Origin of the sequence: Chryseobacterium phocaeense (assembly GCF_900169075.1) — a bacterium.
Taxonomy (GTDB): Bacteria; Bacteroidota; Bacteroidia; order Flavobacteriales; family Weeksellaceae; genus Chryseobacterium; species Chryseobacterium phocaeense.
The window spans coordinates 112,489-132,478 of sequence record NZ_LT827013.1; the positions used below are offsets into that span (position 1 = coordinate 112,489).

Here is a 19,990-nt window from a genome sequence, read left to right on the forward strand (position 1 = left end):
TCCAAAGATACCAAAAAAACATAAAAAACAACAAAAAACCGCTCGATTTTATCAAAATCGAGCGGTTTTTGTATTAAAATGAGGCTTTTTCAGTGAAAAGCGACTCTTAGTTTTCTTCTGTAGTTGCTACTTCTTTTTCCAATACTACTTTACCTCTGTAGTAAAGTTTTCCTTCATGCCAGTGAGCTCTGTGGTAAAGGTGAAGTTCACCAGTTGTTGCATCTTTAGCTAATTGAGGAACTACTGCTTTATAGTGAGTTCTTCTCTTATCTCTTCTTGTGGACGACTGTCTTCTCTTAGGATGTGCCATTTTGAATAACTTTTTTAATTGATGAGCGATGAGATTCATCATCTCATCATATTTAAATTATTTTATTTAATTATTGTCTTTTAATTTTCTCAGTGCGTCCCATCTAGGGTCACTGTCATGTTCTTTCTCTTCGTTTTCTTCAATATCTTTAGGACTGAACCTGTCCAGAATTTCCAGATCTTCATCGCTTACATCCGGTGAAATTTTTTTCATCGGTATGGAAAGCTGTACATTTTCGTAGATCAGCTGCGCCACATTGAATGCGTGATCTGAGGCGGGAATGGTAATGACATCTTCATTGCTGTCGTCATATTCTTCACCAAAATGCACCAGAATTTTAATTTCATTTTCAATAGGATAATCAAATGCATCATTGGTAATATCACAAATAAGTTCTACCGTGCCATGTACTTTGATCTCAAATTCTAAAAAAGTAGTATGCTTTTCAAGGAAAACATCAGCTACTATTCGCGGATTTGTAAATTCCTGTTCAGTGTCAAATAATTGAAAGAACGTTTTATCTATCTCAAATTTAAACTCGTGCTTTCCGTTTTTAAGTCCGGAAAAGCTTACGTCATAGTTTCTTAACTTGTCCATAAAATGAGTGTGCAAAAATATGCAATTTTTTTATAATAACAAATAAAATGCTTAACAAATTAATTTAAAATTTGTTTTGGCGGATTATCCTTCATTTTCATCCGGAAGATCTTCATCCACTCCGTTGTCTACAGCCATTTTTCTTGGCTGCATTCTGTTACTCATCAGATCGTTATATTCACTTCTGTTTTTGAAAATTTTAATCGCAGTGAAGATCGCTTCTGTAAAACTCTGCTCATCAGCAATGTTTTTTCCGGCTATATCGTAAGCCACTCCATGGTCCGGAGAAGTTCTGATAAACGGAAGCCCGGCCGTATAGTTTACTCCTTCTTCATACGCCAGAGTTTTGAACGGAGCCAGCCCCTGATCGTGGTACATGGCTAAAACAGCATCAAAGTTTCTGTATTTACCAGGCTGGAAAAAGCTGTCTGCAGGGTACGGGCCAAACGTAAGAATCCCGTTGTCTGAAAGTTCTTTTATAGCAGGCTGGATAATTTCAATTTCCTCTTTTCCAATCACACCGCCGTCGCCTGCATGAGGATTAAGTCCTAATACGGCAATTTTTGGTTTTTGTATGCAGAAATCCTCAATCAGCGTCTGATTCAGGGCTCTGATTTGTTTTTTTATTTTTTCTTTGGAAATATTTTCTGCAACACTGGCGATCGGGATATGATGGGTGGAAACAGCCACCTTAAGATCTTCAGTAACCAGGAACATCAGTCCCTTTTTACTGAATTTTTCCTCAAAATACCCGGTATGTCCTGCATGCCTGAAGCCCATTTTTACCATTTCATCTTTGTTGATAGGAGCCGTAACCAGAACGTCAATATCTCCTTTCATGAGAGCTTCTGTAGCCATTTCCAATGAATCAATAGCCATTTTGGTTGATTCTTCAGTGGGAACTCCCAGCTCTACGTTCACATTATCCTTGGTCAGGTTTACCATGTTCAGTTTTCCTGCCTGGGCTTGTGAAGCTTCATTGATGTAGTTGAAATTAAGATTCAGCTTAAAAATATTTTTCTGAAAGGTAAATAACTTTCCCGAGCCAAAAATTACCGGAGTGAAAAAGTCCGTAATGGTTTTGTCTGCCAGAGACTTCATGATGATCTCCGGGCCGATGCCGTTAAAATCACCGATTGAAATTCCTACTCGTACTTTATGGTTTTTTGGACTCATTTTGATTATCTTTGAACATTATAATTTACAAATTTAGCAAAAAATAATATGTTCACAGGAATTATTGAAGCAGTAGGTGTTATTGAAAAGATTGAAGAAAAGGGGAGCAATATAGATTTCACTTTAACGTGCTCTTTTACCGGGGAATTGAAAATAGACCAAAGTCTTGCCCATAACGGCTGCTGCCTTACCGTTGTTGAAATCACAGATGACCGGTATGTGGTGACTGCTATCAATGAAACATTGGAAAAAACCAATCTTGGAAAATGGGAAGTGGGTACCGTAGTAAACCTTGAACGATGCATGAAAATGGACGGAAGGCTTGACGGACATATCGTACAGGGGCATGTGGACAAAACCGGAGAAGTAACAGGAATAGAAAATAAAGACGGAAGCTATTTTATTACGGTTAAATATGAAGATAACGGTAGTTTTGTAACTGTGCCTCAAGGTTCTATCACAGTGAACGGAATCAGTCTTACGGTGGCAAAAAGTGAAGATACACAGTTTTCTGTAGCCATTATTCCATATACCTGGGAATTTACCAATATGCAGCATCTTAAAATCGGAGATAAAGTTAATTTAGAATTTGACATTATTGGTAAGTATATTGCTAGGTTAATTAAAAGATAGGATGCCGATTAATAAATACAAAGGATATAGCCTCAGAAACCGCGTATTTTTTGGTTTCTTACTCGTATGTTTTTTAAGTGTTGTAGCTACATCACTGGTTCCTTATTTTGTTTTGAGAAATAACTCCATGCAGCAGAGTACTATTGATATGCAGGAGAAAACCAATGCTGTAATGGGGTATCTGGATTATGCGGTCAGTAGAACGCTTGTGAAAACCGAGGATCTGCCACAGGTATTGGGAAGTAAAATTTTTGAAATAGCCGATATCAATCAGCATGATATTGTCATCTACGATCTGAAAGGAAACTATCTTCTTTCCAATAAAGATGAAAGTCTTATTGATCAGAAGACCATTCCCCTTAATATTGTGAATAAACTTCTGGCTACCAATGCCAGAGTGGATATCAAAGGGTACGACAAAACTAAAGATGCAGGACGCACCTCGTCTTATCTTCTTTTAGAAAATAATGAACTGGAACCTATAGGAATTGTTTATATTCCTTTGTATCATAATGAATCCGCCTATCTGGATGTGCTTCATCAGTATGTAAAGTATATTCTTCTGGTGGATATTTTTCTTATCCTGTTCAGTATCTGGATAAGCTGGGTGACTTCCAACAGCCTGGCGAAAAATATCACGAAATTTTCCGATATGATCACGCGTATCACCTTGTTTGAAAATGAAATGCGTCCTATCAGATATTATAAGAATGATGAACTTAATGCCCTGGCAAGAGCCTACAACAGGATGATCCTCCAGATCCAGGATCAAAAAGAAAGGCTGCGCTTCAAAGCTTCGGAAGAGGCGTGGAGAGAAATGGCGAAGCAGGTGGCGCACGAAGTTAAAAATCCTCTGACCCCGATGAAGCTTACCATTCAGAATTTTGAAAGAAAATTTGATCCCGAAGATCCGAATATCAGGGAGCGGGTAAAGCTTATGAGCAAAACAATGGTGGATCAGATTGATCTGATTGCTACCGTGGCTTCAGCCTTCTCGGAATTTGCAAAGCTTCCCGAAAAGAATAATGAGGTTGTCAATCTTAATACAGAGGTTGAGGATATTCTGCGTGTTTTCAATGACGACAGTATTTTCATGCACTCGAATAAGGCGAATATTATGATCAATATGGACAGGATTTATCTTTCCAGGATCATTACGAACCTTGTGACCAATGCCAAGCAGGCCCAGAGTGATGAACGTAAACTGATCATTAATGTAGATGTGGAGCAGCACCAGAGAAGAGTGATGATCTCCGTACAGGACAATGGTGTAGGCATTCCTGACAATATGTACGAAAGAATATTCGAACCGAATTTCACTTCTAAAAACAGCGGAATGGGGCTTGGCCTTTCCATGGTAAGGAAAATGATCGAGGATTATAAAGGGGAGATCGCAGTGAAATCTGAACTAGGGAAGGGGTCTACATTTACAATTACATTGCCTACCAACTTATAGTGAAGCCTTTTACCTTTAAACATTTTGAAATCCAGCAGTCCAGAAACGTTTTCCGTGTTGGAACAGATGGGGTTTTGCTCGGTATTTTGGCGGATGTAGAAAATGCTGGAGAAGTATTGGAAATTGGCACCGGAACCGGGCTGATCTCTTTAATGCTTGCACAGAGAAATGTAAATGCTTCTTTTCTGGGGCTTGATATCAATGAAGAGGCCGTATTGCTGACCAGAACAAATTTTGAACGTTCTCCTTTCCATGCCAGGCTGGAGAATATTCATCAGGATCTTAAAACTTTTGAAACAGAGAGAAAATTTGATCTGATTGTTTCAAATCCCCCATATTTTGAAGATTCCGGATCTGATAAGGATAAAATAGCCCGCCAGACTGTAGAATTGAATTTTCAACAGCTTATTGAAGCTTCTGCACGGCTTTTGACTGATCGCGGTATCTTGTCGGTTATTATTCCTGCTGAAGCCGGAAAGGATTTTATTACATCGGCTTTGGAAAACGGCCTGTTTATCAGGAGAAAAGTCAATATCAAAGGGATTGGGCATTCAAAAACGAAAAGACTCGTTCTGGAATTTTCATTCGTAGATCATCCGGTTGAAGACTTTGATTTTGTGGTAGAAAAAAGTCCGAGACAATACTCGGACCAATATCTTGAACTCACTAAGGAGTTTCATGTCTTTAAAAATAGAAGTTAGAAATTAGAGGTTAGAAGTTAGGAAGGTGGTAGGAACGCCTGAGTTTCTTAGATTTCTCAATTTCTGATTTTTTTTAATCCTTTAATCTTTCAATTTTTAATCTTATTCAAACAGCTCTGCCGTATCCAGCACGGAAACTTTCCCATCCTCACATCTGATTGCTTCTCCGGGGAAATTCTGGATCATATGGTAGTCATGGGTGGCCATCACTACAGCAGCTCCGTTTTCAAGGGCTACCTGCTTCAGAAGGGTCATGATTTCGTTGGATGTTTCAGGATCCAGGTTCCCTGTAGGCTCATCGGCCAGGATAAGATCAGGATGATTCAGAAGAGCTCTGGCAATGGCAATACGCTGCTGCTCTCCTCCGGAAAGTTCATGCGGCATTTTATGCTTTTTGCTTTTCATGTTTACGCTTCCCAAAACCTCGTTGATCCGGTCTTCCATTTTTACCTTATCGCTCCATCCCGTGGCTTCAAGTACAAATTTCAGGTTTTTCTCAACCGTTCTGTCAGAAAGCAACTGGAAATCCTGGAATACAATTCCTAATTTTCTTCTGAGATTCGGAATATCCGAAGGTCTCAGTTTCGCAAGATCAAAACCTACCACAGCTCCATGTCCTGATGCCAACGGAATGTGTCCGTAAAGCGTTTTCAGGAGTGAGCTTTTTCCGGAACCTGTTTTTCCGATAAGATAACAGAATCTACCCTTTTTAATGTTCAGATTAACATCAGAAAGAACAGTGAAATTTTTTTGTGCAATTTTTGCGTGCTGTAAGCTTATAATATTATCTCCGGAGATATTTGTATGCGGCATAATTCAGTTTTATCGTACGATTTCTAAAATATTTTTTCAGATCTTAAAAATAGAAAAAAGAAGCTTAAAAAACCTAAACTTTGGGAAATTTTAACAACAAAAAATGCCTGAAAAGCTACTTTTCAAGCATGATTTGTATATGATAATCCGAGATATTATCTCTTAGCGCGTGCAGCACTAACAGTTAAACTCTTTCTGCCTTTAGCTCTTCTTGCTGCCAAAACTCTTCTCCCGTTTGGCGTAGACATTCTTTCTCTGAAACCGTGTTTGTTTCTTCTTTTTCTTTCTGATGGTTGGAATGTTCTTTTACTCATTACTATATATTTAAATCGTAATTAATCTATTAATTTTCAGGTTGCAAAGATATAGAAATTTTTAAAAGCTACAAACTTTACGTATATTTTTTTAGAAATTATTTGAAATGTTTTTATCCTCATTTATCAAAAACAGCATCAGGAAAATGAAATCCCTGTACAGAAATTATATTCAAATGATTTATTTAAAAGCTCTATCTTTGGAAACTCAAATTTAAAGAAAAAAATAAACACACGATGTTTACACCAGCAGAACTTTTAGATATCAATACATTACTGACGCCTGAAAATAATATAGTTATCCTTACCCACTATAACCCGGACGGAGATGCTATAGGATCCAGCCTGGGACTGAAGCACTACCTGAAAGCAAAAGGGATTTCAGCAGAAGTAATTGTACCTAATGATTTTCCAAAATTTCTGAAATGGATGCCGGAATCTAAAAAAGTGATCATTGGGGAATACAAAAGAAAATATGCATTTGACCTGATCAGCGGGGCAGATGTGATTTTCTGTCTGGATTTTAATTCTCCGTCAAGAATCGGGATTCTGGGCGAATGGCTGACGAGGGCGAGGGCTAAGAAAATTCTTATCGATCACCATCAGCAGCCGGAAACATTTGATTTTGTGTATTCAGATACCGTGATTCCTGCCACTTCACAGATGATCTATCATTTTATTGAAGCCATGGAAGATGAGGCCCTGGTAAATCAGGATATTGCTGAATGTCTGTATACAGGAATTATGACGGATACGGGAGGTTTCCGTTTCCGTTCCACCAGTGCAACTACACACAGGATTATTGCCAATTTAATAGAGAAAGGAGCAGATCCTTCCATTATTACGTCCAATACCTGGGATACCAATACGGTTTCCCGCCTTCACCTTCTTGCCCTTGTTTTGGGAAGAATAGAAGTGGTGAATGATGGAAAAGTGGCGGTATTATCCCTGACCCGAAATGAACTGAAAGAATACGGTTTCCAGAAAGGAGATACCGAAGGTTTCGTGAATTACGGGCTGAGCATCGCCGGTGTAAGAATGGCAGCTTTTTTTATGGAAGATCTGTATGATGATTTTATCAAGATTTCTTTCAGAAGTAAGGATGATGTGGATGTAAACCAGTTCTCCAGAAAATATTTCAATGGAGGCGGCCATATCAATGCTGCCGGCGGAAAATCTAATGAATCTCTGGCTGATACTATTGAAACATTTAAGAAAAGAGTGGAGGAAGAGGAGATGTAAGGAGGCGAAAAGGCAGAAGAGCGAAAAGGCAAAATGGCTCTTATACTCTAAAGCACTAAAACGCTCAAACACTCAAACCCTTAGAGTATCCTTTATTTTCAAGTTCCTCACAGGTGTAATCATATACTTGCTGAAACATGATATCCAGGTTTTTTTTGCTGAAGAGGCTGAATTTGGTCATTTTAGGAGGATCCAGAAAAATATCACAGGATTTGGCTTTGGAATACACGGACTTTGCGATAGCGAGGTGCAGAATCCTGTCGAATTCTTTCATTAAGCTCATATTTTTCAATTCGTCATAGCTGATTGAGTTCACATGAGAAGCAATCAGAAAATCACATTGATCAATGATAGGTTCTATGGGAAGGTTATCCAGCACACCGCCGTCCACATATATTTTTTCGCCTATTCTCACCGGAGGAAGGATGAACGGGACGCTTGTTGAAGCCAGCAGCGGACCGAAAAGTTCTCCTTCAGAAAAAAAATCTACAATGCCGTGGGTCATTTCCGTGGCGGTAACGTAAACCGGAATTTTTAAGATCTTAAAATCATTCTCGGGAAAATGATCATTGAAAAGTTTTAAGATAAAATTAGAGCTGAAAATACCGTTTTTGGAAAGCTTCAGGTAAGACCTTGAAAAAAAGGTGGTGTTCTTTACGATATCCATCATCTCATCCGGAGATTTCCCGAACGAATAGAAGGCGCTCACAATGGATCCGGCACTTGTTCCGGAAATGATATGGGGTTTAAGGTTGTATTCTTCCAGTGCCTTCAGAACAGCGATATGGGCAATTCCACGCATTCCCCCACCGGAAAGTGTAAGGCCGATGACCGGCGGTTTCTTTTTTTTGAACGAGAATAAACCCATGGACATAATTATTCCTCACTAAGATACAAGAAATTTTGATATGCGATGGATAAAACCTGTTGGATTCGATCTATAGAACCAGTTTTTTAGGAAGGTTATGCAGAAGCTCTGTATTGATGATTTCTGCACAGATAACCGGTTTTTCCCAGTGCCCGTTGTGTCCGCAGTCCAGAATGTAAGATTTTATATTGGTCCTGTCCGGAAGATGTTTGATCATCAGATCTGTCTTTACAGCATTATCATGCTTTCCGGCCAGCACTAAAATTTTGGCTTCCAGGTTTTCCATGATGTGTTTTTTATCTGTTCTTTCCACCATTCCTTTTACGCAGGCAAGTGCTCCCAGATTATTGGTAGAAAGCGCGGTTTCAAGGGCAGTTTCAATCTTGCCTTCCAGGATATCTCTTTCATTGGGATTGAAAAGATTCGGAATGCCGGCTTTGACGTAGTGGACAAATGCATCTTTAATAATCCTGTAACTTTTGATTCTTTGCTGCTTTTTCTCATCATCGTCTGGGAAGTAGGTTGAAAAAAATAAGGTCAGGCTTTTAAGCGTCTCAGGAAATTTTTCTGCAAAGGCCAGCGAGGTATATCCTCCCATAGAATGACCCAGCAGGTGAACTTTCTCCAGTTTTTCATGATCCAGAACTTTTTTTACTTCATCAGCCATCAGCTCCATGGTATGAACTTCAGCCAGGATTTCCGATTGCCCGTGGCCTGGAAGGTCTATTTTCAGCAGGGAAAACTGTTCAGAAAGATGAGGCTCCATATCATTCCATATCGAAAGGTTTTCCATAAAGCCGTGGAGCAGCACCAAACTTTCTTTTCCGTTTCCTTTTCTTTCAAAATTCAGCATGATCTTATCTTTTTTATTGCCGTTAAAAAATCCCGGCAGGTTCTATCTTCAAATGTAAATAAAAAAAGAGCATTGGAAAAATGCTCTTGTCAGGTTATTGGGTTAATTCAGTGTAGACTTTCTTTTCCCACGGTTTTATATCGGTAATGCCATACTTTTCTTTTTTAGAGATGGCAATATTATCCAGGATATCTACAAAATTCTTGTAGTTGGCTTCATCAGTCGGTTTTATAATAACCGTAAAATTTTCAGGTTTCGGAGCATTTTTATAAGCCTCATCAATGATTTTTGAAATTTTCACGCCACTGAAATCAGTCTCTTTCAGGTTTGATTTATTGAGCTCTTCCTTATTGCTCTGGTGATAAAATACCCTGTTGTCTTTTCCCAGAATAAAGGTGACCTGGTTTTTTTCGTTTACAACAATAGGTCCATTTGGAGGATCTCCTTTAGCCGGAAGTCCCAGATCCATTACGTTGGGTTTTGTAAAATTAGTGGTAAACATAAAAAAGGTGATCAGCAGGAATCCCAGATCCACCATTGGGGTCATGTCTACCCTGATCAATTTTTTCTTTTGCTTGCCGCCTTGTTTTTCTTGTGCAATTACTTCAGCCATGATTCATAATTTTAAATGTTAAAAAAAATTTGATAAAAATTTGAAAACCCGATCGTAGTTTGGTTGAATCCATACAAAGTTTATACCTAAATTGTTTAAATGGTATTTATTTGTAAAAATATTTCTTTATTTAACATAAAAAAACCTTATCAGTTTGTAATACGATAAGGTTTTAGGATAGTTTAAGTGTTTGTTACTTATTTGTTAATGACAAGCTTTTCAGATCGAATGATTTTCCCTTTATCCTGAACTTTAATGATGTACACGCCGTTTGTAAATGATGAAGTGTTGATCCTGATGTTTCCTGTACTATCTTTTTTATTGAATATCATTTTTCCGGACAGGTCAAATATCTCTATGAAAGAACCTTGAGGTAAATTATTCAGATTAACCCATTCTTTGGCAGGATTAGGATATAGTTCAGGCTTATTAATGAGATTGTGTTCTGCAGTACTTAATTGACCGGAGCTTAATTTTACGATCCAGGCGTCCCCGTTTCCATGATTTCCTGTAATATCTCCATCAGCAGAAGCCGCTGAACCTGCCAGTATGTATCCACCATCTGCGGTCTGTTGAATAGCGTACGCCTCTTCAAAAGAACTTCCTCCCAATGCTTTTTGCCATTGCTCGCTTCCTGAAGCATCTAATTTGATGATCCAATAATCACTGCTGCCATGGTTTCCTGTAACATCTCCGTTTGTAGAAACGGCTGCCCCGGCCACAATATATCCTCCGTCAGAAGTTTGTTGGGTAGAATAAGCATAATCGTTGTTACTCCCGCCAAAATATTTTTGCCATACTGTACTTCCGTTCGCATCCAGTTTGGCTACACAATAATTAGATATTCCAAAAGTTACAGGAAATTCAGAGTTGATGGAATTAGATCCTCCGGCCACAATATACCCTCCGTCTGATGTCTGTTGGATAGATTCTGCTGAATCAGCAAGATTACCCGTCAATGATTTTTGCCACTGCAAAATTCCCGAAGCATCTAATTTTACGATCCAGAAGTCCTCAATTCCATGATTTACAGTGATATCTCCGTCAGCAGATGCGGCTGTCCCGGCAATAATATATCCTTCATCAGAAGTTTGCTGAATTGCATTGGCTCTGTCATAAGAACTGCCGCCCAGTGATTTTTGCCACTGTATATTTCCGGAGGCATCCAGTTTTACGATCCAGGCATCCGCGTTTCCATGATTTCCAATAACATCTCCATCGCTGGAAGATGTCTCTCCGGCCACAATATATCCGCCGTCGGAGGTTTGTTTCACGGAATTGGCAACGTCATATTCGGTTCCGCCTAATGTCTTTTGCCATTGCAGGTTTCCTGAGGCATCTAATTTCAAGATCCAGCAATCGCCATTCAGATGATACCCTGTAACATCTCCATCGTTGGAATATGTTTCTCCGGCAATAATATACCCTCCGTCAGAGGTTTGCTGAACAGAATTGGCAATATCATCTGTAGTTCCACCCAGTGATTTTTGCCATTCTATAGTTCCCAGGGCATCCAGTTTTGCAATCCAGTAATCAGTATCTCCGTGATTTCCTGTAACATCTCCGTTGGTAGACGTAGATCCTCCGGCCATAATATAACCACCGTCATAAGTCTGTTGAATCGAATTGGCTTTATCTCCACTACTTCCGCCCAAAGCTTTTTGCCATTGTATAGAAGGTACGGTTTGCGCATTCAACGCAGAAAAAGCAACCAGAAGAAAAGAAAAAGTAGATTTGAAATATCTCATATAGAACTATATTTTTAATGGACAAAGTTTGTAATTTAATAAAAAAAGGAAATTATTCTTAAATCAATTAGCAAGTGTGGAGATTTTTCTAATAAGTGTATAAAAAAGCCTCACCGGTAAACTGGTAAGGCTTTAGTATGTAGAAGATTGATCTTATTTCTTGTTTTTGTAATAATTCACACCACATTCCAGGAACTTTTTGAAGTCCTCTTTCGGCATATATCCGGAAACCGGAGTATTGATTACTTTTCCATCCGGAGTGATCAGAACGTAGTGCGGCTGGGAATTGTTATTGAAATTCACCTGCTGGAATAAGCTCCACCGGTCACCAATGGTTTTTACCTTTTTCACCTGTCCGTCTCCCAGATCAATTTTTGTTTTCTGATCTTCTGGAAGCTCCTCCTTATCATCTACATAAAGCGAAGCCAGCACGACATCGTTTTGTAAGATCGGAAGAATATCCGGTTCACTCCATACGAATTCCTCCATTTTACGGCAGTTTTCGCAGCCATAACCTGTGAAGTCAATCAGGATGGGTTTGTCTTCCTTTTTAGCCAGTTCAATAGCCTTGAAGAAATCATGTTCAGGATGCATTCCCAGAATTCCGTCTTTTTCATCGTGAAGGTAACTTACATTCAGGGGAGGAAGGATTCCGCTTAATAATTGAAGTTTTGGACGCTCGGCAGGAATTAATCCCTGGATCAGGTAGATCACGAAACCTATTCCCAAAGCACCCAAAATTTTTCTTGTTATGGAAATTTTAGGTTTTTTATCGTCATGCGGAAATCTTATAATTCCGAATAAATATAGAGCCAGTCCCAAAGCAATAACGATCCATATGACAATGAAAAGTTCTCTTTTTAAAAGGAATGTTTTAGAAACCAGATCAGCTTTGGATAAGAATTTTAAAGCTAATGCCAATTCAACGAAACCAAGAACCACTTTCACCGTATTCATCCATCCTCCGGATTTCGGAAGACTTTGTAAAGCCTGCGGGAATAATGCCAGCAATCCGAATACGATAGCCCATGCCAATCCGAATCCTGCCAGTGCAAAGGTAAGGAGCATAGGAACATTGGTAGATCCTGTTACGGCACTTCCCAATAAACTTCCCAGGATAGGTCCTGTACATGAGAAAGAAACGATGACCAGCGTTAAAGCCATGAAGAAAATCCCGATAATTCCGCCAGCCTCTTCCGCTTTTGAAGATTTGTTGGCAATAGAACTCGGAAGTGTAATATCATAATATCCGAAGAAACTTCCTGCGAAGAAAATAAATATGATGAAGAAGGCAATATTCAGCCATACACTTGTGGAAATTTCATTGAAAATATTTCCGGCAATTCCGTCAATCAAATGGAACGGAAGACTTAGAAGAACAAAGATCAGAAGGATGAAAAATCCGTAGATCAGGGCGTCTCTTTTGCCTTTTGCTTTATTTTTAGTTCCTTTTGTAAAAAAAGAAACCGTCAGCGGGATCATAGGAAACACACATGGCGTAAGAAGGGCAATTAAACCGCCTACAAATCCCAGGAATAAATAAGTCCAATAGTTTTCGTCAACTTTCGTGGAGGCCGTTCCGCAGTCGGTTAAAGGCTTCTGGAAATCAATACTTGCTATTTTCAGCTGTTTCGGATCCAGTTGTGAAGTTTCTGTGGGAGCCACTTCAGTTTTTGCAGGCGTTGCTGCAACTGTTTCAACTGTTTTTACAGAATCTTTTGCAGGTTCGGCTGTTTCCTTTGTAGTTTCTTCGGTGGCTCCTTTCGGCGTTACTTTTTGGTTGAATTCTAAAGTATTGGGTGCCAGACAAACCCTGTCGTCACACGTCTGATACGTGATTTCGGAGACCACTTCTCCCGGTTTTGCAGGATCCTTTAATTTGAATTTCTGCTTAAATCCGGCTGAGTTGGAGTAATACACAATGGTTCCGCCAAAAGCTTCAGAAAATTCCTCATGCTTTTTACCCACCTCAGTAAATTTTCCGATCAGTTCAATATTTTTTCCTGAAACTTTATATTCAGTAGGGATTCCTGTATCTTCCGGAAGGTCTTTGGAATAAATATGCCAGCCGCTTTTCATGGTGGCATTTAAAACCGCTTCATATTGGTTGTTCCCCAGGTCATTGATGGTGAACTTGAATTTTACAGGATTCTTGATCTGTGCATTAAGTCCTGCCGCTAAAAACAGCAGGACTGTTAAAAACCAGTTTCTAAATTTCATTTTTTCTTTTCATTAAAAAATTTGAGAATGCTTTGAGTTTTCTCATCCTTTGTATCTCATATGTCCTGCCTGAAACAGGCTACTCCAGGTACGGATTTGTGCCCATCGCACAGGATCCGGATTTTTACCTCGCTAAAATAGATAATTTTTCGTCCTTAAAAAAACTTAGAAACCCTCTTTTTTCTAAGCCTGTTCAGTAAAATATTTAATGTTCTGCCTGAACTGTAAGCGAAATGTCAGTTCTTTCAAAACCCGGAGTCTTTATTGATTTTTTCAATGTTAGGGATATTTTGCATCATGACATGGTTTCGGGCCTAAAAATTAAAACTATATTCCAACGTTGCAACGAATTTTCTTGTTAAGCCGTCCGGTCTTGTAAAAAGGGGTCTCCGCACAAAATCGTTTATAAATTTTTCAGAATATCTTCTACGGAAGCTCTTTCCTTATAATCCGGATTGAAATGTCTCCATACAATTTCTTTATTTTCATTAAGAATAAATGTTGCGGAAACAGGAAGTCTTCCTGAATTGTCTGATCTACTTTTTGTGAAGTCATCCTTCAGTCTGGAGTTATAGAAAGTGAGTGTTTCGGTATTGGGCGTATATAGAACATCAAACGCTTCAGCTATTTTGTAGCCTTCATCATATAAAACGGTATAACCTGTTTTGGTTTTATTGATTGTTTTTTCTATAAATTCAGGTTTCTCCGGTGAGATGATAACCAGCCTGGCGTTTTTAGCTTGGAGTTCAGGGCTCAGATTCTGTAGTGTTTCGATATACTTATTGCAGTAAGGGCACCATTGGCCGCGAATAAAAACAATAATGAGCTTTTCTTTTTCCCCGGATAATGAAAATGTTTTTCCCAGATGATCTTTCGCGGTAAAATTACCGATGATATCTCCAACCATTTTTCCTTTTACCTGATCCAGGGTTTTATTGTTTTGAGTGGAAACTTTACCCAGTACCGAAGCACCTACTCCTAAAAACTGCTCTGCATTGTAATATCCGAAATCGTACTGAACGAGCTTCCCTGTATGGTCTAAAAATAAGAAGGAAGGATAGTTTACAATTTTAAATTCCTTTACCAGGTTTACACCTTCTTTTTCTGCATCTATGGCAATACTGATAAAGTTTTTGTTGAATACCTCACCAACCCGGGGATCAGTGAACGTATTTTTTGCCATTAGCTTACAGGGGCCGCACCACGTGGTGTACAGGTCAATGAAAATAAGCTTGTTCTCCTTCGCAGCCATTGCTTTTGCTGCTTTTAAATCAATTTTCTGAAAACTGATGCCTTTACTCTGTGAATGAATAGAAATTCCTATTAACAGACACAGGCTGTATATGATTTTTTTAAACATAAGAATATTGTTTCCTATTACTTCCAAAAAACAAAAAAAATCACCCAGCGATAAGTGATTTTTTTTATTTTTATTTGTAATGTGTTGTTAATCAGTGTTTAAAATGTCTTTTTCTTTGATCTTTCGGATCTGCTCCACGCATTTGTGTTTTTGGTTCTGCGCATTATGCTTGCTGGTATATTGATATTGGGTCTGGATTTCTTCAATACTTTTATTTTTCATAAAAATATCCTGAATTAAGTTTTTGCAGTGAGTGGAGATAGAATTGATATAAGCGCCAAGCCTGTCCCAATAATGAATCTCGTTTTCAATTGCGGCATCAATTTCTTCCTGATGGTGAGCATAGTAATTTTCTGTTATTTCTATCGTAAAGTCCTTATTTCTTAGTTTTTTAAGCCATAAATTTTTAGAAATTCCTATAACGTAACTCCCCAGGCAGCCAGAAGTGTTGAACTTGTCGGCATATAACTTTTCATACAAAATAATCAGTGCATCCTGAAATATGTCCTCTGCATCTTCCAGGCTTCCGCTGTTGTTGAGCACAAATTTTTTGGTGTACCCAAAATATCCTTCATATAAAATACCAAAAGCTGTATTGCTGTCCTTTTTGAAGTCTGCAACGGCTAAAGCATTTGTTTTTTTCCTGTCCATTTTATGGTAGTCATTGTTTTAGTGCCTTTACTGGCAGAAAATCTTCGGTCCTGTCGGTAAGGAAGTACTCCTAAAATCTGATGATTTGCATCACATATAATCCAGATCTGGTCTTTTTCAAAAACAGACAGCTTTTCATCCCTGAGAAATTTGGACACCCTTTTTTTTCCGCCCATTCCGGCAGGGTAGAAGATGTCACCTGCTTCCTTTTTTCTCAACCGTAAAGGATGAACGATTTTTTCATCATCAAACTGCCATTCCAAAGATGCTGTCTTTGAATTTTGAAAGCTGATGATTTCCGGGAGAATGATCTCTCCGTTTTTATCTGCTGTTAAAATAATCTCCCCGGGAGACTCATTTTCGGTATTCACGTTGCTGATTGGTGAAAAAATCAATTCATTTCTATGGATCAGCAAATGATAATCTTTTGAAAAAAAAGAACTTCCGTTTGCAGCGGTAAAAATTTTTGAAATTTCTTCCTCATGAATGAACCCGTATTTCTTTAAAATCTCAAATTTCACAAAACTGCTTTCCTGATTCAGTCCTTCCTTTGATAATATTTTATGTTCAGGGTTAAATGTGCTCAGCGTATTTTCGATTTCCTCTATCTGCTTTTGGACAAAATCTTTGGTTTGATTTAAATAAGCAGAACTCTTTTTGAAGTTTTCCAGAAAGTGATCATTTGTTTCTAAAAGCCTGGGAACAATTTCGTTTCTGATCTTATTTCTTAAATAATCATTCTTTTTATTGGACAGATCTTCCCGGAAATGAATCTGGTGTTCTTCCGCAAACCGGTAAATTTCATCTTTTGAAAAATTTAAAAGCGGGCGGAGGATCTGATGCCTGTCTGCCGGAATCCCACTCAATCCATTAATCCCCGAAGCCTTGGAAAGATTGATGAGGAACGTTTCCAGCTGATCATTGAGGTGATGGGCTGTCACAAGAAATTCCAAATTCTCTTTCTCGCGGATTTCCTTAAAAAAACGGTAACGGAGTTCCCTGGCCCAGAGCTGAATAGAATTTTCAGGTTTTTGATCCTTTTCCGAAACTTCATACAAATGAAACGGAATATGATTTTTCTCACAAAAATCCTGAACCGTTTTCTGATCCAGTTCCGAATCTTCTCCCCTGAGTTTATAATTGATATGGGCCACCTGAAAATCAAGTTCCAAACCCTGAAACAGAGAGGCTAATACCATAGAATCCGCACCCCCGCTTACCGCCAGAAGATAGGTGTGGTTTTCCGGGTTCCGGACAAGGTTTTGAAGCTGGTTTTTAAAACTAATATTTTCCAAGAGGTATGTTGAGAATTTCTTTCATACAAAGATAATCCATATAATTCAATTGAATTTCCCTAACTTTGATTCGTCTAAAAATGATTATTTATGAAGATTATTAAAATTTTAGCAGTTTCTGCAATGGCGCTGGGGTTGACATCTTGTATCAGCAAAAAGCAATATGACGCTTTAAGTTCAAACTATAAGCAGTGTATTGAAAACATCGGCGAAAGACAAAGAGAAATCCAGGATTTAAAGTCTCAAAATTCTGCACTGACAGGGGAAAACAACCTTTTGAAAAGTCAGCATGAAGCTTTGAAATCATCTTTGGATGCCTGTCTTTCCAATACAGGGAAAAGCTCTGCAAATATTGATAAACTGGTTGGAGAAATTAATGCTTCCAATTCTTATATCAAGCAGCTGATTTCAAACAATGCTAAAAACGACAGTCTGAACATGGCATTGTCTAACAAGCTTAAAAGATCTCTTGATAACGTAGCAGATGATGACGTACAGGTGAAAGTGTTGAAAGGTGTAGTAATGATCTCACTTTCAGATAAAATGTTATATAAAACAGGAGACTACAATGTGCTGCCTGCTGCTCAGGAAATCTTAGGAAAAGTAGCTAAAGTGATCAATGATTACGATAAATATTCTGTCCTGATTGAGGGTAACACAGATAATGCTCCTTTAAGCTCTGCCAATCTGCCGAGAGACAACTGGGATCTTTCTGCATTGAGAGGTACTGCCATCGCTAAGATTCTTCAGACACAGTTTGGAGTAGATCCGGCGAGAATTACGGCAGGAGGACGTTCCGAGTACAATCCTAAAGCAACCAATATGAGCGTTTCAGGAAGAGCAGAAAACAGAAGAACAGAAATCATCATTATGCCTAAGCTGGATGAATTCATGAAACTGATGGATATTGCTCCTAAGAAGTAATTATAACAATTAATATCAATAAAAAAATCCCGAAGTTATTCGGGATTTTTGTTTGTCAGATCAGTTCTTCTTTTTTCAATAATGAAATAATCCGCTGCAAAAATGAATTGGATATTCGAGTTTTAGTTTTTTTTGATGAAGAATCCGCCTTGCCTTTTGGCCCTGCGGTCTTCTGATTCCCTGTGTTAATTAGTTTTCCCTCTGCATTCATTTCCTTTTGTCTTAGTGTTTTTACCCCTTGTTCTCTGCAAATGTATAACTAAACATCAGAAAAAAACATCCGTATTTTCCCGGTATTTTTCATGGGGTTTTTCCGGTATTCGAATCAGTAATATAGAGCTTTTTAAATAATATTAATTATAATAGTCTCTGGTTAGTAGAATAATGTGTATATTAGATTCCCTTTATGGGGAAATATATAGAGGTGTCCGAAAATCTTACAGAGTAGGAAAACCAAATTAAACTTATTACTATGAAAAATTTAAAAAAACTTTCAAGAGGAGAAATGAAAAATCTACAAGGTGCTGATTCAAGATGCAATCCGCAAATCATCTGTCAAAGAACCAGTGACTGCTGCCCTGGATGGGTATGTGCAACAAGAGGGCGGTATTGCGTAGCGCTTTAATTCATTCTACACAGAAATAGATAGAGCTATGAAGGAGAGATTAATTTCTCTCCTTTTTCGTTACATGTGGAGGGCAATAAGCTTTCCGGAAGAAATTTTAAATGCTTAAATTTGTTTAAACAAAAAGAGATATGAGTTTTTTTGAAGAAAAAAATCCCGAAATGGACAGGTACCTGGAAACCCATGCTTCCTCCGAACCTGAAATTTTGAGAAAACTTAGGAGAGAGACCTATCAGAAAACCACACAGCCGCATATGATCTCCGGATATCAGCAGGGAAGGCTCCTTACGATGGTGTCCCAGATGTTGCAACCCAGGAATGTACTGGAAATAGGAACTTTTACAGGATATGCCACGCTATGCCTTACTGCAGGTTTAGCCAAAGACGGGAAAATCACTACCCTGGATGTGAATGAAGATCTTGCTTATCTTCCTAAAAAATATTTTGAGGAAAGTGAATATGCTGAACAGATTGATTTTAAACTTCAGGATGCCAAAGAATTTTTAAGGGAAACCGATGAGATTTTTGATCTGGTTTTCATAGATGCGGACAAAGAAAATTATGCAGAATATTTCAGGCTCATTAAGCCGAGAACACAATCAGGTTCTGTAGTAATGTTTGATAATGTGTTATGGTACGGAAAAGTACTGGAAGAAAACCCAAAACAGAAATCCACACAGGTCATCAAAGAACTGAATGATTTGGTTGCAAAAGATGATGATTTTGAAAATCTTATTTTACCTTTGCGTGATGGAGTGAACTTCCTTCGCAGGAAGTAATTAAAATATTTAAAGATTAAAATATGATATGGCAATATTTTTTTAATCTTTACATTATTGAATCTTTTAATCTTAATACATGAATAAAGGAATTTGTAACGTTACAGTAGCACCGGTCCGCGCAGAAAATTCTGACAAGGCGGAAATTGTTACGGAAATGCTGTTTGGAGAAAGTGCAGATATTCTGGAGGTCAATAAAAACTGGACCATGATAAAAATGCACTATGACGGATATGAGGGATGGATAGATACCAAGCAGCTGAAACCTGTAACAGATGAAGAACTGGCAAAAAGAAAAGTCACCGTAGTTACTGAAGATTTCTCTTCCGTATTGATGAATGACGGTAAAACCCTTCTTTCGATGGGGTCTGAAGTAGAGTTTCCGGTGGTAGCCTCAAAAAGAAGCCACGATCTTCGTGAAAGTATTGCTCTGGCGGCCAAAGAATTCCTTAATGTGCCTTATTTATGGGGCGGCAAAAGTTTTTTTGCAGTAGACTGTTCCGGCTTCACACAGCTGGTTTATAAAATTCATGATATTAAGCTGCCGAGAGATACTTATCAGCAGGCAGAAGTAGGTGAACCCCTTACTTTCGTTGAAGAGAGTCAGCCGGGAGATTTAGCATTCTTTGAAAATCCTGAAGGGAAAATTATTCATGTAGGAATTATGCTGGATAACCAGAAAATTATTCATGCCTCCGGAAAAGTAAGGATTGATATCCTTGATTCTACCGGGATCTTTAATAAAGAAATGAATAAGCACACCCATAAACTCAGAGTGATCAAAAACTTATTATAATCTTAAAACGGTCTGG

21 protein-coding genes are annotated in these 19,990 nt (G+C 38.4%); 8 read left to right on the top strand and 13 right to left on the bottom strand.

Features of this window, described 5'->3' with window-relative positions:
* Positions 1 to 106: 106 nt before the first annotated feature.
* The 3 genes from rpmF to pdxA all read right to left on the bottom strand — a co-directional run bounded on the left by rpmF (position 107) and on the right by pdxA (position 2,083).
* The gene (gene rpmF, locus B7E04_RS00460) at positions 107 to 310 is read right to left on the bottom strand and encodes a 50S ribosomal protein L32 (RefSeq protein ID WP_007843326.1); all 204 of its coding nucleotides are present in this window, start codon (positions 308 to 310) and stop codon (positions 107 to 109) included.
* 66 nt (positions 311 to 376) lie between these two features.
* Positions 377 to 907: a YceD family protein gene (locus tag B7E04_RS00465; protein WP_080776652.1), complete on the bottom strand. Its 531-nt coding sequence runs from the start codon at positions 905 to 907 to the stop codon at positions 377 to 379.
* A gap of 84 nt (positions 908 to 991) precedes the next feature.
* The gene (gene pdxA / locus B7E04_RS00470; RefSeq protein WP_080776653.1) at positions 992 to 2,083 is read right to left on the bottom strand and encodes a 4-hydroxythreonine-4-phosphate dehydrogenase PdxA; all 1,092 of its coding nucleotides are present in this window, start codon (positions 2,081 to 2,083) and stop codon (positions 992 to 994) included.
* Between the two features lie 48 nt (positions 2,084 to 2,131).
* Between pdxA and B7E04_RS00475 the strand changes: the two genes are divergently transcribed.
* Genes B7E04_RS00475 through B7E04_RS00485 form a run of 3 tightly spaced genes read left to right on the top strand, consistent with a single transcriptional unit; the run spans position 2,132 to position 4,873 of the window.
* Entirely contained in the window at positions 2,132 to 2,716 is a 585-nt protein-coding gene (locus B7E04_RS00475; RefSeq protein WP_080776654.1) for a riboflavin synthase, read from the top strand.
* 1 nt (position 2,717) lies between these two features.
* Positions 2,718 to 4,172, top strand: coding sequence for a sensor histidine kinase (locus B7E04_RS00480; protein ID WP_080776655.1), 1,455 nt, complete (start codon positions 2,718 to 2,720; stop codon positions 4,170 to 4,172).
* Positions 4,172 to 4,873, top strand: a complete 702-nt coding sequence (locus B7E04_RS00485) for a tRNA1(Val) (adenine(37)-N6)-methyltransferase (RefSeq protein ID WP_080776656.1) — start codon at positions 4,172 to 4,174, stop codon at positions 4,871 to 4,873. Before B7E04_RS00480 ends, B7E04_RS00485 begins: the two co-directional genes overlap by 1 nt.
* Positions 4,874 to 4,975: 102 nt before the next feature.
* Here B7E04_RS00485 and B7E04_RS00490 read toward each other — a convergent pair whose 3' ends face one another.
* Positions 4,976 to 5,686 carry a cell division ATP-binding protein FtsE gene (locus B7E04_RS00490; RefSeq protein ID WP_080776657.1) on the bottom strand — a complete coding sequence of 237 codons (711 nt, stop codon included), beginning with the start codon at positions 5,684 to 5,686 and terminating at the stop codon, positions 4,976 to 4,978.
* 155 nt (positions 5,687 to 5,841) lie between these two features.
* Positions 5,842 to 6,000, bottom strand: a complete 159-nt coding sequence (gene rpmH, locus B7E04_RS00495; protein ID WP_039365072.1) for a 50S ribosomal protein L34 — start codon at positions 5,998 to 6,000, stop codon at positions 5,842 to 5,844.
* A gap of 237 nt (positions 6,001 to 6,237) precedes the next feature.
* Here rpmH and B7E04_RS00500 point away from each other — a divergent pair, with 237 nt between their 5' ends.
* Complete coding sequence (locus B7E04_RS00500; protein ID WP_080776658.1) at positions 6,238 to 7,242, top strand: DHH family phosphoesterase; 1,005 nt, start codon at positions 6,238 to 6,240, stop codon at positions 7,240 to 7,242.
* A 64-nt stretch (positions 7,243 to 7,306) separates the two neighbouring features.
* Here the strand turns inward: B7E04_RS00500 and B7E04_RS00505 are convergent, their stop codons facing one another.
* The 8 genes from B7E04_RS00505 to tilS all read right to left on the bottom strand — a co-directional run bounded on the left by B7E04_RS00505 (position 7,307) and on the right by tilS (position 16,850).
* Positions 7,307 to 8,116 (bottom strand): patatin-like phospholipase family protein, encoded by an 810-nt coding sequence (locus tag B7E04_RS00505; RefSeq protein ID WP_228439765.1) that lies wholly within the window; start codon positions 8,114 to 8,116, stop codon positions 7,307 to 7,309.
* A 64-nt stretch (positions 8,117 to 8,180) separates the two neighbouring features.
* Positions 8,181 to 8,963 (bottom strand): alpha/beta fold hydrolase, encoded by a 783-nt coding sequence (locus B7E04_RS00510; RefSeq protein ID WP_080776659.1) that lies wholly within the window; start codon positions 8,961 to 8,963, stop codon positions 8,181 to 8,183.
* A gap of 94 nt (positions 8,964 to 9,057) precedes the next feature.
* Positions 9,058 to 9,576, bottom strand: a complete 519-nt coding sequence (locus tag B7E04_RS00515; protein WP_080776660.1) for a biopolymer transporter ExbD — start codon at positions 9,574 to 9,576, stop codon at positions 9,058 to 9,060.
* A 197-nt stretch (positions 9,577 to 9,773) separates the two neighbouring features.
* Positions 9,774 to 11,324 (bottom strand): T9SS type A sorting domain-containing protein, encoded by a 1,551-nt coding sequence (locus B7E04_RS00520; protein WP_080776661.1) that lies wholly within the window; start codon positions 11,322 to 11,324, stop codon positions 9,774 to 9,776.
* Between the two features lie 153 nt (positions 11,325 to 11,477).
* Entirely contained in the window at positions 11,478 to 13,544 is a 2,067-nt protein-coding gene (locus tag B7E04_RS00525) for a protein-disulfide reductase DsbD family protein (RefSeq protein ID WP_080776662.1), read from the bottom strand.
* Positions 13,545 to 13,947: 403 nt separating this feature from the next.
* The gene (locus B7E04_RS00530) at positions 13,948 to 14,904 is read right to left on the bottom strand and encodes a redoxin domain-containing protein (RefSeq protein ID WP_080776663.1); all 957 of its coding nucleotides are present in this window, start codon (positions 14,902 to 14,904) and stop codon (positions 13,948 to 13,950) included.
* Between the two features lie 87 nt (positions 14,905 to 14,991).
* Positions 14,992 to 15,555 (bottom strand): RNA polymerase sigma factor, encoded by a 564-nt coding sequence (locus B7E04_RS00535; RefSeq protein WP_080776664.1) that lies wholly within the window; start codon positions 15,553 to 15,555, stop codon positions 14,992 to 14,994.
* Entirely contained in the window at positions 15,528 to 16,850 is a 1,323-nt protein-coding gene (gene tilS / locus B7E04_RS00540; protein ID WP_080776665.1) for a tRNA lysidine(34) synthetase TilS, read from the bottom strand. The genes B7E04_RS00535 and tilS overlap by 28 nt, the downstream gene beginning before the upstream one ends.
* A gap of 90 nt (positions 16,851 to 16,940) precedes the next feature.
* Between tilS and B7E04_RS00545 the strand changes: the two genes are divergently transcribed.
* The 4 genes from B7E04_RS00545 to B7E04_RS00560 all read left to right on the top strand — a co-directional run bounded on the left by B7E04_RS00545 (position 16,941) and on the right by B7E04_RS00560 (position 19,974).
* Positions 16,941 to 17,774 carry an OmpA family protein gene (locus B7E04_RS00545; protein WP_080776666.1) on the top strand — a complete coding sequence of 278 codons (834 nt, stop codon included), beginning with the start codon at positions 16,941 to 16,943 and terminating at the stop codon, positions 17,772 to 17,774.
* Positions 17,775 to 18,246: 472 nt separating this feature from the next.
* A complete protein-coding gene (locus tag B7E04_RS22645) occupies positions 18,247 to 18,399 on the top strand; it encodes a CCPGW family putative bacteriocin (RefSeq protein ID WP_080776667.1) in 153 nt (50 codons plus the stop codon).
* A 131-nt stretch (positions 18,400 to 18,530) separates the two neighbouring features.
* Complete coding sequence (locus B7E04_RS00555; RefSeq protein WP_080776668.1) at positions 18,531 to 19,178, top strand: O-methyltransferase; 648 nt, start codon at positions 18,531 to 18,533, stop codon at positions 19,176 to 19,178.
* Positions 19,179 to 19,257: 79 nt separating this feature from the next.
* A complete protein-coding gene (locus tag B7E04_RS00560; RefSeq protein WP_080776669.1) occupies positions 19,258 to 19,974 on the top strand; it encodes a C40 family peptidase in 717 nt (238 codons plus the stop codon).
* The last annotated feature ends 16 nt before the right edge of the window (positions 19,975 to 19,990 follow it).

Coding starts and splice junctions, on each gene's coding strand:
- B7E04_RS00525 (WP_080776662.1), bottom strand. CDS start 13,544: ATGAAATTTAGAAACTGGTTTTTAACAGTCCTGCTGTTTTTAGCGGCA.
- B7E04_RS00465 (WP_080776652.1), bottom strand. CDS start 907: ATGGACAAGTTAAGAAACTATGACGTAAGCTTTTCCGGACTTAAAAAC.
- B7E04_RS00490 (WP_080776657.1), bottom strand. CDS start 5,686: ATGCCGCATACAAATATCTCCGGAGATAATATTATAAGCTTACAGCAC.
- B7E04_RS00535 (WP_080776664.1), bottom strand. CDS start 15,555: ATGGACAGGAAAAAAACAAATGCTTTAGCCGTTGCAGACTTCAAAAAG.
- B7E04_RS00505 (WP_228439765.1), bottom strand. CDS start 8,116: ATGTCCATGGGTTTATTCTCGTTCAAAAAAAAGAAACCGCCGGTCATC.
- B7E04_RS00510 (WP_080776659.1), bottom strand. CDS start 8,963: ATGCTGAATTTTGAAAGAAAAGGAAACGGAAAAGAAAGTTTGGTGCTG.
- B7E04_RS00515 (WP_080776660.1), bottom strand. CDS start 9,576: ATGGCTGAAGTAATTGCACAAGAAAAACAAGGCGGCAAGCAAAAGAAA.
- rpmF (WP_007843326.1), bottom strand. CDS start 310: ATGGCACATCCTAAGAGAAGACAGTCGTCCACAAGAAGAGATAAGAGA.
- B7E04_RS00555 (WP_080776668.1), top strand. CDS start 18,531: ATGAGTTTTTTTGAAGAAAAAAATCCCGAAATGGACAGGTACCTGGAA.
- B7E04_RS22645 (WP_080776667.1), top strand. CDS start 18,247: ATGAAAAATTTAAAAAAACTTTCAAGAGGAGAAATGAAAAATCTACAA.
- B7E04_RS00530 (WP_080776663.1), bottom strand. CDS start 14,904: ATGTTTAAAAAAATCATATACAGCCTGTGTCTGTTAATAGGAATTTCT.
- B7E04_RS00475 (WP_080776654.1), top strand. CDS start 2,132: ATGTTCACAGGAATTATTGAAGCAGTAGGTGTTATTGAAAAGATTGAA.
- B7E04_RS00560 (WP_080776669.1), top strand. CDS start 19,258: ATGAATAAAGGAATTTGTAACGTTACAGTAGCACCGGTCCGCGCAGAA.
- B7E04_RS00480 (WP_080776655.1), top strand. CDS start 2,718: ATGCCGATTAATAAATACAAAGGATATAGCCTCAGAAACCGCGTATTT.
- B7E04_RS00545 (WP_080776666.1), top strand. CDS start 16,941: ATGAAGATTATTAAAATTTTAGCAGTTTCTGCAATGGCGCTGGGGTTG.
- B7E04_RS00500 (WP_080776658.1), top strand. CDS start 6,238: ATGTTTACACCAGCAGAACTTTTAGATATCAATACATTACTGACGCCT.
- rpmH (WP_039365072.1), bottom strand. CDS start 6,000: ATGAGTAAAAGAACATTCCAACCATCAGAAAGAAAAAGAAGAAACAAA.
- pdxA (WP_080776653.1), bottom strand. CDS start 2,083: ATGAGTCCAAAAAACCATAAAGTACGAGTAGGAATTTCAATCGGTGAT.
- B7E04_RS00520 (WP_080776661.1), bottom strand. CDS start 11,324: ATGAGATATTTCAAATCTACTTTTTCTTTTCTTCTGGTTGCTTTTTCT.